Below are 17,351 nucleotides of genomic sequence, written 5' to 3'. Positions count from 1 at the left end.
CTCCTAGTCAAATAATTGAGACAAGTCCAAGCCTCCAAAAGGATTGTTTGAAAGACTACTTTCTGTCCCTAATAATTCTCTAGCTTGATCCGACTCTAGGAAGGACTCGTAAACACGCGCTGTCATACGAGCATCCTCTAAGCTATTATGAGACTGACCTTGAAATCCAAGAAATGAGGCAACAGTTTGCAATTTGAGATTGGCAATACCATGTAAATCCGAACTCCGACGTTCAAAAGCTTCATCATACAAATCCACCTTATACTGTTGACTATAATCTAAACCATGCTCTGCTAGAATAGGCAAATCACTTTTAGCAGCATTGTATCCAACCATCGGCAAAGCACCCACAAACTCTTGGAATTCTTTTATGACCTCCTCCACTGGAGGAGCATCTTTTAAGGTCTCAGCTGTAATCCCAGTCAAACCATTTATAAAACTCTTTAGAGGCACACTGGTATGAACATAGGAATCATAGGCATCGATTTCCTGACCATCTCTAAAACGCACTGCCGATACTTGAATCAAGTGTGTTTGCCCTTCATGCTGATTAAATTCTAAATCGAAAGCAATGTAATCTTCTAATCGTTCCATTCTGTACTTCTCCCATACGGTTATTTTACTTGAGCAACTATATTATTTAGATTAGAAATAAAAGAAGCCATCAGGTTAGCATTTAACCTAAACAGCTCCTTGATTATCCTCCAAATAAACGAGCAAAAAAGCCTTTCTTAGTTGATTGGACTTCTTCTTTTGCTTGGTCCAGCTCTAGCTTAAGATTTTCTTGATCCTTCATGGCTTGAAGGGTCAATTGTTGTTGCTGATCGAGTTGTTTGTCTTTCTCAGCAATCTGACGGTCTTTGATGCGCATCTGCTCGTCTTTTTCTGATAACTGACGATCCTTGGCTTTTAATTGTTCATAGAGACGAAGAATTTCTGCATTCTTCTCATCAACCAGAATCTCCATCAGTTCACGCTGCTTGACATCTTCACTGACAGGCTCATCTTCAAAAATCGTTTTTTTATAGATTTCTTCTAGCTTAATCAAGCCACTTCTGGTAACGACTGTTACCCCTTTGTCATTTTTATCTGTGTCTTCTTCTGGTAATTCTTTGACACGGTTATTGATTGCTTGGCGAGATAATCCTAAGACCTCTGCAATCTCACTGACGGTCATTTCAATACTCATAATATCCTCTGAAACGTTTTCTAGCTTTTCTTTACTTAAATCTTATCATAAGCTAGAAAAACTGTCAAATTTTCGCTTAATTTAAGGCCTTCAAAAAGGCTAATAAGACTTGGGCAGAGCGACGTCCAGCTTCGATAATAAACTCATCAAAAGAGATGTTTGCTTCATGGTTGGCATTGTCACTCATAGCTCGGATGACTAAAACTGGAAGATTAAGGGCATGCGCTGCCTGAGCAATAGCTGCCCCCTCCATCTCAACAGCTAAAACTTCTGGGAAATGGGACTTAATCGCTTCTATCTTATCATTTCCTGCAACAAAACTATCTCCTGTAGCAATCAAACCAAGATGCCAGTTCTGCTCCAATTGAGATAAACTCTCTTGAATCTTGGCGACAAAGGTTTTATCTGATTCGAAATAAAGCGGTTGTTGCGCCATTTGTCCATAAGCATAGCCAAAAGCTGTGACATCCACGTCGTGATAGGCTAATTTGTCAGCAATCACGACATCCCCAACAGCGATACCCTCTGCTACTGCTCCAGCAGATCCCGTATTAATCACAGCATCCACTTGAAAATGATCAGCCAAAATCGCCACACTCATAGCAGACATGACCTTACCAATTCCACTTTCTACAAGAACGACTTCATGCGAGGCAATGGTGCCTGTATGATAGGTATTCCCCAAAACAACTTGCTCCTGGGCATTGTCTAAATGCTGAACCAGATAAGCCAGTTCTTCTGGCATAGCCGCAATAATTCCTATTTTCATTTCAATTCCTTTTCCATTACAAAAGTTTCATTGCTAAGACAAGCAAAATTAAGAGAAAGATGACTGCAAATAAGATTTTATTCAGTTTAGAATTGAAGACATTTCTCTTGGTATTTTCAATGCGACGGCTTTTATGAATAGACGGTTCGACCTGAATCTTCAAGGTTTCCTGGCTAAAGCCATGTTCCTTAGGATTGGCATAACCAAAACGGGAAGATGAGGTTGGTAAAATCTTAGTCTCCTCATCATCTAGTAAAGGAGGACCTGAAATTTTTTCGCCTCTATTAGCTCTTTCAATCATTTCATCCGTTAATAAAGGTTTACCCATACTGACCTCCTCTATTTTTTGTGCAATTCCCAATATTGAACAGCCATAATTGTCTTGGCATCACAGATATGACCTGATTGGATCAATTCCTTGGCTTCTTCTAAGCTCACTTCAAGGACTTCTAAGGTTTCATCCTCATCCTGCGGACGCGGATTTTCTACCTTTGTCAAATCGCTTGCTAGGTATAGTTTTAACTTTTCATTACAAAAGCCAATGGCTGAGTAAAAATCGTACAAGAGTTCTAATTTCCCTGTATAGGCTGTTTCTTCCTCCAGTTCACGAAGGGCTGCTGCCACAGGGTCTGTATTTTCTCCTACTTCCAACTTTCCTGCTGGAATTTCGTAAGAGACAGCCTCGATAGCTTTGCGGTACTGCTTGACCAAGATAAGTTTTTGTTCATCCGTTACTGCCAAAACGCAGACAGCTCCATTGTGGAAAATCAAATCGCGTTGGGCAGTTCCCTTGCCTTCTGGTAATTCAACCTGATCTTGAACCAGTTTAAAAATTGGTCCTTGATAGATTTCTTTTCGGCTAAGCGTTTTTTCTTCAAATTCCATGATAGGCTCCTACTGATTCTTAGGATGATGAGGAAGGCGAGTTGCATATTCATCTTTATTGACCTGACGACCACGACCAATCGCAATCGCATCTGCTGGAACATCTTTAGTAATAGTTGAACCAGCACCAACGAGGGAATTGTCACCAAGTTCTACTGGTGCAATAATGGTTGAATTTGAACCAACAAAGACATTGTTACCGATGACTGTCTTGTATTTGTTTTTACCATCATAGTTAACTGTAATAGTTCCTGCACCAAAATTAACCTTGCTACCCACTTCACAGTTGCCGATATAAGTCAAATGTCCAGCCTTGGTATTCTCTCCAATAGAAGAGCCTTTAACTTCAACAAAGTTTCCAATATGGACTTGGGAAGCTAGACTTGAACCTGGACGAATGTGGGCGTAAGGTCCGACAGTCACACCATCTGCAACACTGCTTTCCTCAATCATAGAGTTGGTAATAACAGCTCCTGCTCCGATAGTGCTATCCACTACATAAGTACCGTTTGTCAAAACAGTCTCAGCACCAATTTTCGTTTGCCCTTTCAAGATAACATTGGCTTCAATTTGAACTTCAGGAGCAATCTCAACATCAATATCGATATAAGTTGCTTCTGGGTTGACAAAGCTAACACCGTTGACCATGTGTTGGTGATTGATGCGGCGACGCATAACCGACTCAGCAGTCGCAAGAGCCACACGGTCATTTACCCCAAGACTTTCATCAAAATCTTTCAAAGTATAAGCGCCAACTTTTTCACCAGCTTCACGGAAAATGCCAATGACATCTGTAATATAGTATTCGCCTTGAGCGTTATTGGTATTGATATTTTTCAAAGCCTCAAACAAACGCTCGTTATCAAAGACGTAAGTTCCAGTGTTGATTTCCTTGATTTGTTTTTCAAAATCTGTAGCATCCTTCTGCTCAACAATGCGAAGAACTTCAGCATTGTCATTACGCACAATTCGTCCATAGCCAAAAGGATTATCCGTTTCAGCAGTCAAGATAGTCGCCACATTTTTATGATTGATATGGAAATCAATCAAATTTTTCAAGCTTTCACCTGTGATTAAAGGAGTATCTCCTGCGATAACCAAGGTATGCCCTGACAAACCTTCTAAAATAGGCTCAGTCATCATAACTGCATGACCAGTTCCTAACTGTTCAGATTGAGTCACAAATTCTGTCTGTCCAGCCAAGACCTGCTCAACCAATTCTGCCTTGTGTCCCACAACTGTTACTGTCTTTTCAGGTTGGATAGCTCCCACACTACGGAAAACATGTTCCAGCATAGAAATACCCGCAACCTTGTGCAACACTTTTGGCAAATCAGATTTCATGCGAGTCCCTTTACCCGCTGCTAAAATAATGGCATAATTTGACATAATCTTCTCTTTTCTCTAGAAATTCCCTTTTATTATACCATATTTCAAATCATTCCGCGCCCTTGAATGAAAAAATGCTCTAAAGTCCTTTCTTAACCCATTTTTTGAGTATTTTTTTTGATTTTTTTTCATTTTTAAGGTAAAATTATGAGATATGAGAAAGAAAATTAATCCGCTTATTTTATTTGGTTTTTTTGGGATTATGATTTTCATTTTAATCCTGAATCGCCCTCGTTTTGAGGACCATCCTGTAAAAACAAAGTCAAATATCGCGCAAGTAGAAACGCAAGCGCTACACAATATAGATAAACCGGTAATTGATGTTTCTGGTTGGCAACGTCCTGAGGAAATAAATTACGATACTCTGTCCCAAAACATTTCTGGAGCTATCGTTCGTGTACATAGTGGCGCTCAGTCTTTAAAAGAAAACGATGCTTCCTTTGTTAATGGGGTAGATAAGGCCTTTAAAACCCATATTACCGAGTTTCAAAAACGAAATGTCCCAGTTGGTGTCTATGCCTTTGTAGCTGGAAAAAGTGTCCAAGAAATGGAAAAGGCTGCTGAAGTTTTTTATAACGCTTCATCGCCATACAGCCCTAGTTACTATTGGCTAGACGTGGAAGATAAAACCATGTCCAATATGAACGAAGGTGTTGAAGCCTTTCGAGCAAAACTAGAATCACTAGGTGCTAAAAATATCGGAATCTACGTCGGGGTCTACTTCATGGAAGAACACAGTATTGATACAGACAAGTTTACCTCTGTTTGGATTCCTTCCTATGGTTCTGACTCAGGATTTTACGAGGCAACTCCAAAAACTGATTTAGATTACGACATCCACCAGTACACATCTAAAGGAAAAATTGCTGGCTTTGACCACGATTTGGACATCAACGTCATTTCTTCCTTAAAAAACAAAGAAGAAACCTTTAGAAAAATCTTTTTAAAACCTTAAAAGCATTTGTTTATCATTTGCTTTTTCTTTTTGTGTTTGATTGTGATACAATATAGTAAGGATTTTTTGAAATAGAAATAGTTGGAGGAACAATATGCTCTCATGGTTAGCACGTGTTATTAAAGGGATTGTCATTGCTCTTGGATTTATCTTACCGGGAATTTCCGGAGGGGTTCTAGCAGCAATCTTAGGAATTTATGAACGAATGATTGGCTTTCTGGCCCATCCCTTTAAGGACTTTAAAGAAAATGTTTTGTACTTTATTCCAGTTGCCTTCGGTATGCTTCTGGGAATCGGCTTATTTTCTTACCCGATTGAATACCTGCTTGAAAATTATCAGGTCTTTGTCTTATGGAGCTTTGCGGGTGCCATCATTGGTACAGTTCCTAGCCTTCTAAAAGAATCAACTCGAGAATCTGACCGAGACAAGATTGATTTAGCTTGGTTCTGGGCAACCTTTATCATTTCTGGACTAGGTCTCTATGCCTTAAATTTTGTAGTTGGAACCTTAAGTGCCAGCTTTCTTAATTTCGTCCTAGCTGGTGCACTGCTGGCTCTTGGCGTATTGGTTCCTGGCCTCAGTCCATCAAATCTACTTTTGATTTTGGGCCTCTATGCTCCTATGTTGACTGGTTTTAAAACCTTCGACCTCTTGGGAACCTTCTTCCCGATTGGAATCGGAGCAGGTGCAACTCTCATTATTTTTTCAAAATTGATGGATTATGCCTTAAATAACTACCACTCACGCGTCTATCATTTCATCATCGGTATCGTCCTTTCAAGTACCCTTTTGATCTTAATTCCAAATGCAGGAAACGCTGAAAGTATCCAATACACTGGTATTTCTCTTGTTGGGTATGTCATCATCGCCTTCTTCTTTGCGCTGGGAATCTGGCTTGGTATTTGGATGAGCCAATTGGAGGATAAGTATAAATAATGGCAAAAAAGGTTAAAATCAAAAAAACATTGGTGGAACAAATCCTGTCTAAAGCAGGTATCCCACATCAGGGGATTCAAATCAATGCCCTAGAAGGAGAGCTTCCTCAAGGTTATGAACGAGATCAGATTTTCAAAACCTTGGCTCTTTTGGGAGACAAGACAGGACCGATTATTGGAATTATCCCTATCACTCAACACTTGTCTGAAAAGAAACTAGCTAAAATTTCTGGCAATAAAAAAGTGAGCATGATTCCACAAAAGGACTTAGAAAAAACAACAGGTTATATTCATGGAGCCAATAATCCTGTCGGAATTCGTCAGAAACACAATTACCCCATTTTTATCGATAAAATCGCCCTAGACTTGGATCAAATGATTGTCTCTGCTGGAGAAGTTGGTCACAGCATTATCGTCGCGCCACAAGACTTGGCCAGCTTTGTAAAGGCCGACTTTGCAGATATCTTGGAGGACAGAAAGTAATGAAACTCTACTTTGTCCGCCACGGTCGTACAGTCTGGAACCAAGAAGGACGCTTTCAAGGTGCTAGTGGTGATTCTCCCCTTCTTCCTGAATCCATTGAAACCCTAAAACGACTAGGCCAGTATCTCAAGGATATTCCTTTTGATCAGATTTATTCAAGTGATTTACCTCGAGCGGTCAGATCTGCTGAAATTATCCAAAGTCAACTCCAGATCCCATGTCCTTTAGAAAGTGTTCCTAATCTCCGTGAATGGCAGCTGGGGAAGTTGGAAGGTTTGAAAATTGCAACCTTGGAATCTATTTACCCGCAACAAATCAAAGCTTTCCGATCTAACCTTGCTCAATTTGACACTCAAATGTTTGGAGCAGAGTCCCTCTATAGCACCACGCAACGGACCATCCAATTTATCAAATCATTAAAAGATAGTCCAGCTGAGCGTATTCTAATTGTCGGACACGGCGCCAATCTTACTGCCAGTCTTCGTACTCTTCTAGGATATAAAGAACCACTTCTTCGTAAAGATGGCGGTCTAGCAAATGCCAGCCTGACCATTCTAGAAACCCATGATTTTGAAACATTTACTCTCAATACTTGGAATGATACTTCCTATCAATAACAGAACTTGATTGTAGCGTCAAGTTCTTTTTAGTTTTGAAAGATTATTCGTGAATTTCTTGGTTATTTATGATAAAATGGGAGTATCGCAAAAAATGACTCATCGTATTCAATTTTGAGTAAAACTAGGAGGATCCCATGTCAACAGAACATATGGAAGAACTAAATGACCAGCAGATCGTTCGCCGTGAAAAAATGGCTGCACTCCGTGAACAAGGAATCGATCCTTTCGGAAAACGCTTTGAACGCACTGCAAATTCACAAGAATTAAAAGATAAATTTGCTGACCTCGATAAAGAACAATTACATGATAAAAACGAAACAGCTACTATCGCAGGACGCTTGGTAACCAAACGTGGTAAAGGTAAAGTAGGTTTTGCCCACCTTCAAGACCGCGAAGGGCAGATTCAAATCTACGTTCGTAAGGATGCTGTCGGTGAAGAAAACTACGAAATCTTCAAAAAAGCAGACCTTGGTGACTTCCTTGGTGTCGAAGGTGAAGTGATGCGTACAGATATGGGAGAACTCTCTATCAAAGCTACTCACATCACTCACTTGTCTAAAGCACTTCGCCCACTTCCTGAGAAATTCCACGGTTTGACAGACGTTGAAACAATTTACCGGAAACGTTACCTAGACTTAATTTCTAATCGCGAAAGCTTTGAACGCTTTGTCACTCGTTCAAAAATCATCTCTGAAATTCGTCGTTACCTTGATCAAAAAGGTTTCCTTGAAGTGGAAACACCTGTTCTTCACAACGAGGCTGGTGGTGCTGCTGCCCGTCCATTTATCACCCACCACAATGCCCAAAACATTGACATGGTACTTCGTATCGCGACTGAGCTTCACTTGAAACGCCTTATCGTCGGTGGTATGGAACGCGTCTATGAAATTGGCCGTATCTTCCGTAACGAAGGAATGGATGCTACTCATAACCCTGAATTTACTTCTATCGAAGTTTACCAAGCTTATGCAGACTTCCAAGACATCATGGACTTGACCGAAGGTATTATCCAACACGCTGCTAAATCAGTCAAAGGCGATGGCCCAGTTAACTATCAAGGTACTGAAATCAAAATCAATGAACCATTTAAACGTGTTCACATGGTGGATGCTATCAAAGAAATTACTGGGGTAGATTTCTGGCAAGACATGACTTTGGAAGAAGCTAAAGCTATCGCTGCTGAGAAGAAAGTTCCTGTTGAGAAACACTACACTGAAGTTGGTCACATCATCAATGCCTTCTTTGAAGAGTTTGTTGAAGAAACCTTAATCCAACCAACCTTTGTCTATGGACATCCAGTAGCTGTATCTCCACTTGCTAAGAAGAATCCTGAAGACGAACGCTTTACTGACCGTTTCGAGCTCTTCATCATGACTAAGGAGTACGGTAATGCCTTTACTGAGTTGAACGACCCAATCGACCAACTTAGCCGTTTCGAAGCCCAAGCCAAAGCAAAAGAACTTGGTGACGATGAAGCGACAGGCATCGACTACGACTACATTGAGGCCCTTGAATACGGTATGCCACCAACAGGTGGTTTGGGAATCGGTATCGATCGTCTCTGCATGCTACTCACTGATACAACTACTATACGTGATGTATTACTCTTCCCAACAATGAAATAACCTCTTATCCTCTGGTACTTGCCAGAGGATTTTTCGATACAAAAAGAGACTGAGTAAAAACTCAATCTCTACTTTTCACTTCTTTGGTTGCTACATCTTCTCCAAACCATTTATGGCTAATCTCTTGGAACTTCCCTTCTTGGTAAAGTTGAACAAAAGCTTGGTTTAAAGCTTGTAGTAATCTTTTGTCAGCTGGTCTAACTCCGACTGCAAAGGATTCACTTTCAAATCCAGCCGAAAAGACATTGTAGTCATTTAATATCCCCTCAGACTGAAGATAGTAATTAGCATACACTCGGTCAATCAACAAGGCATCAATTCGATCATTCTTCAAATCAATCAAGGCTTCATTGAAACTCTGATATTGATTGGCTTTCTGGTCTTTAACACGATTTTTCAATAAATCTGGCTGCGCTTCAAAGTCTAGATAACCAGAGGATCCTGCTTGGGCTCCCAAGGTCTTATCCTTCATATCCTCTACTGAATGGATCTGCTGGTTTTTCTTCGCAACCAGAACTTGCTGATTTTCCATGTATGGAATGCTAAAAGCAACCTTCTCTCGGCGTTCATCAGTGGCAGAATACCCATTCCAGATGGCATCAATAGTTCCATTTTGCAGTTCCGTCTCCTTCATATCCCAGTCAATTGGCTGAAATTGAATCTTGAAACCTAATTTTTCTGAGACAGCTTGTGCTAAGTCAATATCAAAGCCTGTATACTGTCCATTCTTTTCTTCAAATCCCATAGGTACAAAGGTATTGTCAAAACCAATAGTAATGGTCCCCTGCTCTTGATATTTATCCCAGTTATCCTGCTTTGGATCGCTAGCCTTCTGAGTACAAGCCGTTAAAAAGAGAGTCAGGATAGAAACCAATACTAAAGCAATTTTCTTATTAGTCATTGGCACCTCCTACTTGGGCTCAACCTTGAGAATCTGATCTGCGATATTTTCAGCGAATTGTAAATCGTGGGTAACCACAATCTGCGTCATCCCAAGTTCCCTATTTTGCAAGATTAGTTTTTCCACTTCCAAGCGCAATTCTGGATCCAGGGCAGAAGTCGGCTCATCATAACCTATGATTTCTGGGTCAATCATCATAGCACGCGCCAAGGCTACCCGTTGCTTTTGCCCACCTGATAGTGAGAATGGATAGGCGTCTGCGTGCCCTGACAGTCCTAACTGTTCCAGGAGTCCACGCGCCTTCTTCTCAGCTTCTTCCTGCTTCATTCCCATTGTTTTTACGGGCGATAAGGTCAAATTGTCTAGAACTGATAAATGAGGAAAAAGTTGAAAATCTTGGAATACAAATCCCAGTAAATTCCGCTTCTCCAATTCATCCAGTTCTAAAGGTTCTCCATTATAAAAGATTTGCCCTGAATCAATAGTTTCCAGACCTGCAAGCATGCGCAAGAGGGTTGTCTTACCTCCACCAGAAGGTCCTACGATAGCCAGGATTTGCTTTTCAGGAATGTTTAGACTGAAATTAGATAAAATTTGCTTTTCACCAAAGCCTTTATTGATATTTCGTAATTCTAACATGGCAACCTCCTATCTATAGTAACTGTACTTCTTCTCAACTTTTTTGGCAAGAATGGTCACAATACCAATCAAAATCAAGTAAATGGCTCCTGCCAAGAACATCGGAACCAGACTAGCATCACGGTTGGCAGCTGTTCGACTAGCCAAGATAAGATCTGAAATTCCTAGAGCATAGACCAAAGAAGTATCCTTGACCAAACTCATGACTTCGTTAAATACACTAGGAAGAACAATCTTGGTCACCTGTGGTAAGATAATATAGCGCACTATGGCAAAAGGGCTAAACTTCAAGACCTTAGCAGCCTCATATTGCCCCTTAGGAATGGTATCAATCCCTCCACGGAAGATTTCAGCAAAATAAGCCGCATAATTGAGAACAAAGGCAATGATAGCCGCAGGAAGGCGATCCAAACGAATCCCAATACTTGGGAGTACATAATAGATAAAAATCAATTGCAATAGCAAGGGTGTTCCCCGCATAATCCAAATATAAATATTAATCAGATGATGGAGGAGATTCCAATGCACTTGCAAGGCAAAGGCAATCAAAACGCCCAAGGGAATAGAAAAAATCAAGACCAGTGCAAAAACCTGCAAAGTCATGCTTGCACCGCTCAATAAACTCGGTAATATCTCAAACAAATAAGACATACTGCACCTCCTAAAAATAATTGTTCCTATTATAGCATAAATAAACAAAATAACCAATAATTTTTGTAAAAAAATTCTCTTTAAAAAAGAAAAACTATATCTATCAAAAATGATTAGATACAGTTTTTAAAAATATATTCTTACAATCTCTCAAATAGTTCTTGCATTTGCACATCATCTGGAACTAGTTTTAAGTAAGTTTGAGCATTGACTTTTGCTTCCTCAAAGTAGCCCAATTCACGCAAGAGATAGATATAGTGTTCCAGAAACTCTGGATTGTCCTTCAAATCTCCTACTAATTCTTGGTAATGCTCGTAGGCGGTATCTAAATCGTCCATTTCTTGATAAGAACGAGCAATCATCCACTTGGTCAAAAGATTCTCTGGCTCATCACTTTGTAAGTCTAGAATGTCCTCATAACGTTCCTGTTCTAGATAAATAGTAGCTAGACGGAGTAAGATTTCCTCCGTATCATCAGCATCTTCTTTTGCAGTAAGGAGGTAGTTTTCTGCACCACTGGCATCATGCAATTCATAAGAGAATTGTGAAGCAGCTAGCAAGAGGCGAGTTTCAAAGGGATTTTTCTCTAAGCCTTGCTTAGCGATACGCAGGGCTTCTTGAACTTGATGTTCCTTATGTAAGGCCTGACTGTAACCATACTCATATCCTTCATAATCAGGTGAAATGGTATCAAGTTGCTTAAAGTAGAGGACAGCTTTTTGGTATTCTTCTTGATCAAAGTAAAGACTGGCCAACTCAAAAGCTGTTAGGTCATCGTATTCTAACTCCAGGGCTTTTTCTAAAAACTCTGTAGCTGTTTCAAATTTCCCCAACTGTGCATAGGCAAAGCCAATCCGTTGATAGGTAGAAATGCCTGTTTGTTCATAAATAGTACGATTATCTAACTGGGCATAGCCTTGAATAGCTTCTTGGTAATTTTCCAACTCACTATCCAACTCTGCCAAGCCCAATATCAAGAGAGGATCCTCTGAGTAAGTCAATGCTTCTAACAATTTCTCACGCGCCACATCTGTCAAACCTTCCATCTGGTAAAGGTCTGCCTTCAGAGCCAAAGCCGACACATACCAGTCACTGTCAGCTTGGATTTCTTCAAGATAGGCAAAGGCTTCTTCAATTTGACCATCCTCGCTAGCAATAGCCGCTAGATTAAGATTAACCTCTGGAAAATCCTCTATGATTTTCAAGTAAATTTCCTTGGCCTGAGGATAAAAACCAATCCCTTCTAAATAAGTGGCTAACTCATACAGAAGGTCACTTGGATCATTTTCTAAAGCTTTGACGAAATAGTGCTCAGCCTTGGTTAAATCTTGCTCTTCCAAAGCCTGTAACATCTGTTGACTATTGTTCACTCTTAGCTTCCTCTCCTTCTAGTTCATATAGGCCACTGACTACCTTATACCATTCAAAAATCGCTGAAATGACAACCTTAGCAGAGGCATAAACTGGAATACCGAGCAAGACTCCCCAGATACCAAACATGGATCCTGAAGTTAACAAAACAAAGAGAACATTAATGGGATGGATGTTTAATTGACTTCCCAAAATCAATGGAGAGACAAAACGGCCTTCAATAGTTTGTTCTACGATAAAGACAATCACTACTTTCAAAAGCATGACTGGCCCAGCAATCAAGCCCAATACTAGGGCAGGAAGCATGGCTAAGAAGCTACCCAAATAAGGAACCAGATTTAAGATACCAGCAGTAACACCCAGCGTAACCGCATAGCGTAGACCAATGATTTTAAAGAAAATCATAAACATTACCGCAACAATAATAGCCACTGTTACTTGTCCTCTAACATAATTAGACAACTGCTGATTCACATCTGATAAAACTTGTCCAACAGGTTCTTTCAATTTCGTTGGCATGAATTGGGTCAAATAGTTACGCAATCCTTTCCCATCACGCAAGAGATAAAAGAGCATGAACGGAACGATAATCAAGGCAACAATCACTTGAGAAGCCCCGCTAATAAAGGCACTCACCCAGTTGACTGCCTGAGATGAAACCTTACTTGCCCAAACTGTAGCCTGACTTGAGAAGTTTGCCAAAACTTGTTCTAACTGAGGTCTGAAATCATCTGGTAAACGCTTGGTGACCAAATCATCAATAACTCGATCAGCATCTTCAAGGTAGACTGGAACATTCCTTGCAAAACTTAAAACCTGACGTTGCAGATTTGGAATGGCTACTGCCAAGCCCCAAATGATAAAGAGAGCGATGATGACAAAGACAATACTGATTGCGATAACGCGATTAATCTTATGCTTCTCCATCCAATCAACAATAGGATTCAATAAATAGTATAGTAAACCAGATAGAATGACTGGCAACATCACAACTGCCAAGAAATCTAAAACAGGTGAAAATAGAAAACTAATCTTACTTAAAATAAACAGATTGAGTCCCAATAATAAGGTTACCAAAAATACCGTAATGGCCTTGTTATCCAAAAACCACTTGAAAAACCAAGATAGGCTAAAATGTTTCTCTTTTTGCTCCATAAATACTTCCTTTCTATTGTTCTCTCATTATACCATTTTTAAATCAAAATAACTCTTTTTTAAAGTGCTTACATGGAGACAGCAACATAAAAAATCCCCTCAAAAGAGGAGATTTGATTAGTCTTGAATATGACGGTCTAAGTTCTTCTGATAATCAGCATTGGATTTGCCTTTTTCATCAGCAAATTTCTTGCGGAACTCATCCATTTCTTTGGAAGTGACAATTTTATCTTGGAGTTTAAGATATTTATAACTGTTATCTCCTGTTTTGTCACCAATCCAACCATCAGCACCACTACCTAATACTTTCTTCGTTACTAACATTTGGGCACCGTCTGAGTGTACAGGAATAACTAGAGCACTATCTGTTAACCAAGCTTGCGCCTTAGCATATTTAGAATAACGTTTTTGCAGATCTGTTTTTTCACTATTTGCATCATCAATCAATCCTTTGTATTTATCCAATCCAACTGTTTTAATGGCTGGATTGTCTGTTCCCGGTGCTACACCAAGAGAGCCGAGGAGACTTGGACCTGAAGTTGGATCAAATACATCTAGATAAGTTGATGGATCTGCATAATCCGGACTCCAACCACTATTAACATTAATGTCCCAATCAACATTATTATTTGATGTCGCTAGAACAGTCATGTTTCCCAATTCATCATCAGAAACCTGTTGAATGTCAACAACTACATTTTCAGAGCCCAAGGCTTCTTCAATGGATTGTTTATAAGACTGAGCTTGATGGATAAAATCTGTCTGAGTCGATGAAACTGGAAGATCTAAATGAATTGGGAACTGTACTCCATCAGCTTGAAGAGTTTTCTTAGCAGATTCAAACTTAGCTTTAGCCTTGTCTACGTTATGAAGTGAATCTTGCGCATCATCAAGACTGACATCTTTCCAGACATTATCCAATTTATCCAATTCTATCTTAGTTACTTGACCAAACGATTGGTCTCCAACTTGTACAAATGTTGGAGGAGTGAAACTTGTACGTAATTTACGAGGCGCCACTTCATCCCCAAACACCTGAGAAACAGCTGCTTTACGATCTGCAGCAAATGCCAAGGCTTGACGGAAATCTTTGTTTAAAAGTGCTTTCTTAGTAGAGGATTTTTCTACATCACTTGTTTTAGCAGTATGATTGTATGACACACGATCAATATTAGTAGACATATAGAATACGCCACCTCTTTGTTGACCATATACAATATTATCCTTGTATTTTTCTTTTAGACGTTCATAGTTGGCAGAGTTTTTAAAGAGTGGAGCAGCTGGATAATGTCCCTCATCAAAACCACGTCCTAGAGAGTCTGCATCTTGACCATCAAAGAATGATAACTTGATATCATCAATAAAGACATTTTGCTTATCCCAGTAATTTTGGTTTTTGGTCATTTCGATAGAAGATTTCGAAGTAAGCCCCTTAAGAAGATATGCCCCATTGTATAGTATACTCGTTACATCAGTGGCCTTACCAAAATCATCTCCTTTAGATGCCAAAAAATCTCCACTCACGGGAGCAAGGACTCCCATTGTTGTTTTTGAATTCCAGAAAGATTCTGGATGGTTCAAAGTATAAACAACAGTATAATCATCTGTTGCTTTCACGCCTACGGTTGAGAAATCTGTTGTTTTCCCATTTACATAGTCATCCAATCCTTTGATAGAATCCTGTACCAAATAGAGAGCCTGTGATTTCTTATCAGCTGCATGCTTAAGACCAGTTACAAAATCCTGAGCCTTAACTTCACCATACTCCTCTCCCTCATTGGTATACCACTTGACACCCTGACGGATTTTATAGGTATAGGTCAAACCATCTTTGGAAACAGTCCAATCTTCTGCAACTGATGGGACCAGATTCCCATATTGATCATTTTCTAATAATCCATCAATAACATTACCTGTAATCTGTTTAGTGCTGACATTACCAGAAACTGTATAATCCAAAGTAACAGGATCTAATGAGAATACATAGGCATAAGTAACTGGTTTAGTTGCTTGTTTAGTTGCTTCTTTAGTTGCTTCTTTATTAGCATTACCAGATGAACACGCGGCTAGGACAGCTGCCGAGAGTACAGCAACTCCTGCTGCTAAGAAAACACGTTTTTTCATAAACAAACTCCTTTGCAATTTGTATAGGATTATTATAGCACTTTTCAAAAGGAAATCAATACAAAAACAAGTTAAATTTAATATTTTATTATGTTTAATTATGTGTTATAGAATTCCTCCAACTACAATTTTTGTGATATAATAGTCTTATCTTTTATATAGAGGTAAAGTTATGAAAGAAACTGTTTATTTTGGAACTTATACACGTCGGACTTCTCAAGGGATTTACAAGGCAGACTTTGATACAGAAACTGGTCAGCTTTCAAATCTAGAACTTTTTGCTACTGAGCCAAGTCCAACCTACCTTGCCTTTGACCAGCATCAACATTTATACACTGTTGGTAGTCAAGACGATAAGGGTGGAATTGCAGCCTATCAAACTAATGGTACCTTATTAAACCACGTCGTTGAAGAGGGAGCCCCCCACTGTTATGTTGCCGTTGATGAAAAGCGTGATTTGGTGTACGCGGCAAACTACCACAAGGGACAGGTCCTTGTTTATAAACGTCAGGAAGATGGTTGTCTTCTACTTAGTGATGTTGATCAACACAGTGGCCAAGGTCCACATGAAAATCAAGCTTCTCCACATGTTCACTATACAGATTTAACACCTGACCACTATCTAGTGACCTGCGACTTGGGTACTGACCAAGTAATTACTTACGATCTTGATTCAGAAGGAAAATTATCTAAGCTCTATACCTATCATAGCCAGCCAGGAGCAGGCTCACGCCATATTATTTTCCATAACCATTATAAAATCGCTTATCTCATTTGTGAACTCAATAGCACTATCGAAGTTCTAATCTACGATGGTGTTGGCGAATTTGAACGCATGCAAGTCATTTCAACTCTACCAGACGGTTATGAAGGCTTTAATGGTACTGCTGCTATTCGTCTCTCTAAAGATGGTAAATACCTCTACGCTTCTAACCGTGGTCATGATTCTATCGCAGTATATACAATTCTTTCGGACGGTAGCTTAGAGTTGTTAGAAATCGTTCCGACACATGGTCAGACTCCACGTGATTTTGATTTGACACCAGACCAAGAATTTGTCATTGCTGTCCATCAGGACTCTGACAATGCAACCGTCTTTAAACGCAATTCTGAAACTGGACGTCTAGCAGAACTTTCTAATGACTTCCATGTCCCAGAAGCAGTCTGCATCAGTTTTACCCCTTAAGAAAACATAAAAAATGAACTTGGTAACTCAAGTTCATTTTTTTCTTATAGTCTATTTCCGACATTAATACGGTTAATGGCACGCTGCAGTGCAATCTTCGCACGACGTTCTTGGTCAATCAAGTGTTTGTCTTGTGCTTCTTCAATTTCACGCTCTGCTCGAAGTTTGGCACGTTCTGCACGACTAACGTCGATATCACGAGCACGTTCTGCAGAGTCAGCAACAATTGTGATAACGCCATTGGCAACTTCGATAACACCTCCGTTCACTGCAATCCAGTTCACGTGATTTTCATCATCTACACGTTTAACCTTAACCTCATCAACTGCTAAAACTGCAATCATATTTTCATGTCGTGGCAAGATTCCCATCTCACCATCCAGAGTTCGAACTGATACAAAGCTGGCATGGTGATCATAGACGAGACCATCTGGTGTCACGATCTGGACAGTTAACTGAGCCATAGATCACCT

General features: G+C 39.8%; 19 protein-coding genes. 6 read left to right on the top strand and 13 right to left on the bottom strand.

Annotated elements, in window-relative coordinates; genetic code table 11:
- Positions 1-3 precede the first annotated feature (3 nt).
- The 6 genes from ACLV7W_RS03655 to glmU all read right to left on the bottom strand — a co-directional run bounded on the left by ACLV7W_RS03655 (position 4) and on the right by glmU (position 4,232).
- Positions 4-594 carry a 3'-5' exonuclease gene (locus ACLV7W_RS03655; RefSeq protein ID WP_261096149.1) on the bottom strand — a complete coding sequence of 197 codons (591 nt, stop codon included), beginning with the start codon at positions 592-594 and terminating at the stop codon, positions 4-6.
- Positions 595-697: 103 nt separating this feature from the next.
- Entirely contained in the window at positions 698-1,189 is a 492-nt protein-coding gene (rocS, locus tag ACLV7W_RS03650; protein ID WP_000021242.1) for a chromosome segregation protein RocS, read from the bottom strand.
- A 76-nt stretch (positions 1,190-1,265) separates the two neighbouring features.
- Positions 1,266-1,958 (bottom strand): 5'-methylthioadenosine/adenosylhomocysteine nucleosidase, encoded by a 693-nt coding sequence (locus ACLV7W_RS03645; RefSeq protein ID WP_411865447.1) that lies wholly within the window; start codon positions 1,956-1,958, stop codon positions 1,266-1,268.
- Positions 1,959-1,974: 16 nt separating this feature from the next.
- Positions 1,975-2,286: a cell wall synthase accessory phosphoprotein MacP gene (macP, locus tag ACLV7W_RS03640; RefSeq protein ID WP_000517862.1), complete on the bottom strand. Its 312-nt coding sequence runs from the start codon at positions 2,284-2,286 to the stop codon at positions 1,975-1,977.
- 11 nt (positions 2,287-2,297) lie between these two features.
- A complete protein-coding gene (locus tag ACLV7W_RS03635) occupies positions 2,298-2,843 on the bottom strand; it encodes an NUDIX hydrolase (RefSeq protein WP_000393816.1) in 546 nt (181 codons plus the stop codon).
- Positions 2,844-2,852: 9 nt separating this feature from the next.
- Entirely contained in the window at positions 2,853-4,232 is a 1,380-nt protein-coding gene (gene glmU / locus ACLV7W_RS03630) for a bifunctional UDP-N-acetylglucosamine diphosphorylase/glucosamine-1-phosphate N-acetyltransferase GlmU (protein ID WP_411865446.1), read from the bottom strand.
- Positions 4,233-4,386: 154 nt separating this feature from the next.
- On the opposite strand from glmU, the gene ACLV7W_RS03625 reads away from it, so the two are divergent.
- From ACLV7W_RS03625 to lysS, 5 genes are all read left to right on the top strand, one after another.
- Positions 4,387-5,187 carry a glycoside hydrolase family 25 protein gene (locus ACLV7W_RS03625; RefSeq protein WP_049544045.1) on the top strand — a complete coding sequence of 267 codons (801 nt, stop codon included), beginning with the start codon at positions 4,387-4,389 and terminating at the stop codon, positions 5,185-5,187.
- Between the two features lie 94 nt (positions 5,188-5,281).
- Complete coding sequence (locus ACLV7W_RS03620; RefSeq protein ID WP_153210037.1) at positions 5,282-6,124, top strand: DUF368 domain-containing protein; 843 nt, start codon at positions 5,282-5,284, stop codon at positions 6,122-6,124.
- A complete protein-coding gene (locus tag ACLV7W_RS03615; protein WP_084924229.1) occupies positions 6,124-6,606 on the top strand; it encodes an aminoacyl-tRNA deacylase in 483 nt (160 codons plus the stop codon). Before ACLV7W_RS03620 ends, ACLV7W_RS03615 begins: the two co-directional genes overlap by 1 nt.
- A complete protein-coding gene (locus ACLV7W_RS03610; RefSeq protein ID WP_084924227.1) occupies positions 6,606-7,223 on the top strand; it encodes a histidine phosphatase family protein in 618 nt (205 codons plus the stop codon). Before ACLV7W_RS03615 ends, ACLV7W_RS03610 begins: the two co-directional genes overlap by 1 nt.
- Positions 7,224-7,360: 137 nt before the next feature.
- Positions 7,361-8,851, top strand: coding sequence for a lysine--tRNA ligase (lysS, locus tag ACLV7W_RS03605; RefSeq protein ID WP_000102427.1), 1,491 nt, complete (start codon positions 7,361-7,363; stop codon positions 8,849-8,851).
- A gap of 61 nt (positions 8,852-8,912) precedes the next feature.
- On the opposite strand, the gene ACLV7W_RS03600 is transcribed toward lysS, so the two are convergent.
- The 6 genes from ACLV7W_RS03600 to ACLV7W_RS03575 all read right to left on the bottom strand — a co-directional run bounded on the left by ACLV7W_RS03600 (position 8,913) and on the right by ACLV7W_RS03575 (position 15,692).
- Complete coding sequence (locus ACLV7W_RS03600) at positions 8,913-9,752, bottom strand: amino acid ABC transporter substrate-binding protein (protein ID WP_227325758.1); 840 nt, start codon at positions 9,750-9,752, stop codon at positions 8,913-8,915.
- Between the two features lie 9 nt (positions 9,753-9,761).
- Entirely contained in the window at positions 9,762-10,391 is a 630-nt protein-coding gene (locus ACLV7W_RS03595) for an amino acid ABC transporter ATP-binding protein (RefSeq protein WP_227325757.1), read from the bottom strand.
- A gap of 9 nt (positions 10,392-10,400) precedes the next feature.
- Positions 10,401-11,042, bottom strand: a complete 642-nt coding sequence (locus tag ACLV7W_RS03590) for an amino acid ABC transporter permease (RefSeq protein ID WP_411865445.1) — start codon at positions 11,040-11,042, stop codon at positions 10,401-10,403.
- A 140-nt stretch (positions 11,043-11,182) separates the two neighbouring features.
- Positions 11,183-12,412, bottom strand: coding sequence for a tetratricopeptide repeat protein (locus ACLV7W_RS03585; protein WP_411865444.1), 1,230 nt, complete (start codon positions 12,410-12,412; stop codon positions 11,183-11,185).
- Complete coding sequence (locus tag ACLV7W_RS03580; RefSeq protein ID WP_261037043.1) at positions 12,402-13,568, bottom strand: AI-2E family transporter; 1,167 nt, start codon at positions 13,566-13,568, stop codon at positions 12,402-12,404. Before ACLV7W_RS03580 ends, ACLV7W_RS03585 begins: the two co-directional genes overlap by 11 nt.
- A gap of 117 nt (positions 13,569-13,685) precedes the next feature.
- Complete coding sequence (locus ACLV7W_RS03575) at positions 13,686-15,692, bottom strand: peptide ABC transporter substrate-binding protein (RefSeq protein WP_411865443.1); 2,007 nt, start codon at positions 15,690-15,692, stop codon at positions 13,686-13,688.
- Between the two features lie 172 nt (positions 15,693-15,864).
- On the opposite strand from ACLV7W_RS03575, the gene ACLV7W_RS03570 reads away from it, so the two are divergent.
- Entirely contained in the window at positions 15,865-16,878 is a 1,014-nt protein-coding gene (locus ACLV7W_RS03570) for a lactonase family protein (protein WP_411865442.1), read from the top strand.
- A gap of 44 nt (positions 16,879-16,922) precedes the next feature.
- Here the strand turns inward: ACLV7W_RS03570 and ACLV7W_RS03565 are convergent, their stop codons facing one another.
- Positions 16,923-17,342, bottom strand: coding sequence for a F0F1 ATP synthase subunit epsilon (locus tag ACLV7W_RS03565; protein ID WP_000068037.1), 420 nt, complete (start codon positions 17,340-17,342; stop codon positions 16,923-16,925).
- Positions 17,343-17,351: the final 9 nt, after the last annotated feature.

Origin of the sequence: Streptococcus mitis (assembly GCF_965111735.1) — a bacterium.
Classification (GTDB): Bacteria; Bacillota; Bacilli; order Lactobacillales; family Streptococcaceae; genus Streptococcus; species Streptococcus mitis_DR.
The sequence above is the reverse complement of the archived record's forward strand: the minus strand, read 5'-3'. Positions and strand labels throughout refer to the sequence as shown.

Coding starts and splice junctions, on each gene's coding strand:
- ACLV7W_RS03655 (WP_261096149.1), bottom strand. CDS start 594: ATGGAACGATTAGAAGATTACATTGCTTTCGATTTAGAATTTAATCAG.
- rocS (WP_000021242.1), bottom strand. CDS start 1,189: ATGAGTATTGAAATGACCGTCAGTGAGATTGCAGAGGTCTTAGGATTA.
- ACLV7W_RS03645 (WP_411865447.1), bottom strand. CDS start 1,958: ATGAAAATAGGAATTATTGCGGCTATGCCAGAAGAACTGGCTTATCTG.
- macP (WP_000517862.1), bottom strand. CDS start 2,286: ATGGGTAAACCTTTATTAACGGATGAAATGATTGAAAGAGCTAATAGA.
- ACLV7W_RS03635 (WP_000393816.1), bottom strand. CDS start 2,843: ATGGAATTTGAAGAAAAAACGCTTAGCCGAAAAGAAATCTATCAAGGA.
- glmU (WP_411865446.1), bottom strand. CDS start 4,232: ATGTCAAATTATGCCATTATTTTAGCAGCGGGTAAAGGGACTCGCATG.
- ACLV7W_RS03625 (WP_049544045.1), top strand. CDS start 4,387: ATGAGAAAGAAAATTAATCCGCTTATTTTATTTGGTTTTTTTGGGATT.
- ACLV7W_RS03620 (WP_153210037.1), top strand. CDS start 5,282: ATGCTCTCATGGTTAGCACGTGTTATTAAAGGGATTGTCATTGCTCTT.
- ACLV7W_RS03615 (WP_084924229.1), top strand. CDS start 6,124: ATGGCAAAAAAGGTTAAAATCAAAAAAACATTGGTGGAACAAATCCTG.
- ACLV7W_RS03610 (WP_084924227.1), top strand. CDS start 6,606: ATGAAACTCTACTTTGTCCGCCACGGTCGTACAGTCTGGAACCAAGAA.
- lysS (WP_000102427.1), top strand. CDS start 7,361: ATGTCAACAGAACATATGGAAGAACTAAATGACCAGCAGATCGTTCGC.
- ACLV7W_RS03600 (WP_227325758.1), bottom strand. CDS start 9,752: ATGACTAATAAGAAAATTGCTTTAGTATTGGTTTCTATCCTGACTCTC.
- ACLV7W_RS03595 (WP_227325757.1), bottom strand. CDS start 10,391: ATGTTAGAATTACGAAATATCAATAAAGGCTTTGGTGAAAAGCAAATT.
- ACLV7W_RS03590 (WP_411865445.1), bottom strand. CDS start 11,042: ATGTCTTATTTGTTTGAGATATTACCGAGTTTATTGAGCGGTGCAAGC.
- ACLV7W_RS03580 (WP_261037043.1), bottom strand. CDS start 13,568: ATGGAGCAAAAAGAGAAACATTTTAGCCTATCTTGGTTTTTCAAGTGG.
- ACLV7W_RS03575 (WP_411865443.1), bottom strand. CDS start 15,692: ATGAAAAAACGTGTTTTCTTAGCAGCAGGAGTTGCTGTACTCTCGGCA.
- ACLV7W_RS03570 (WP_411865442.1), top strand. CDS start 15,865: ATGAAAGAAACTGTTTATTTTGGAACTTATACACGTCGGACTTCTCAA.
- ACLV7W_RS03565 (WP_000068037.1), bottom strand. CDS start 17,342: ATGGCTCAGTTAACTGTCCAGATCGTGACACCAGATGGTCTCGTCTAT.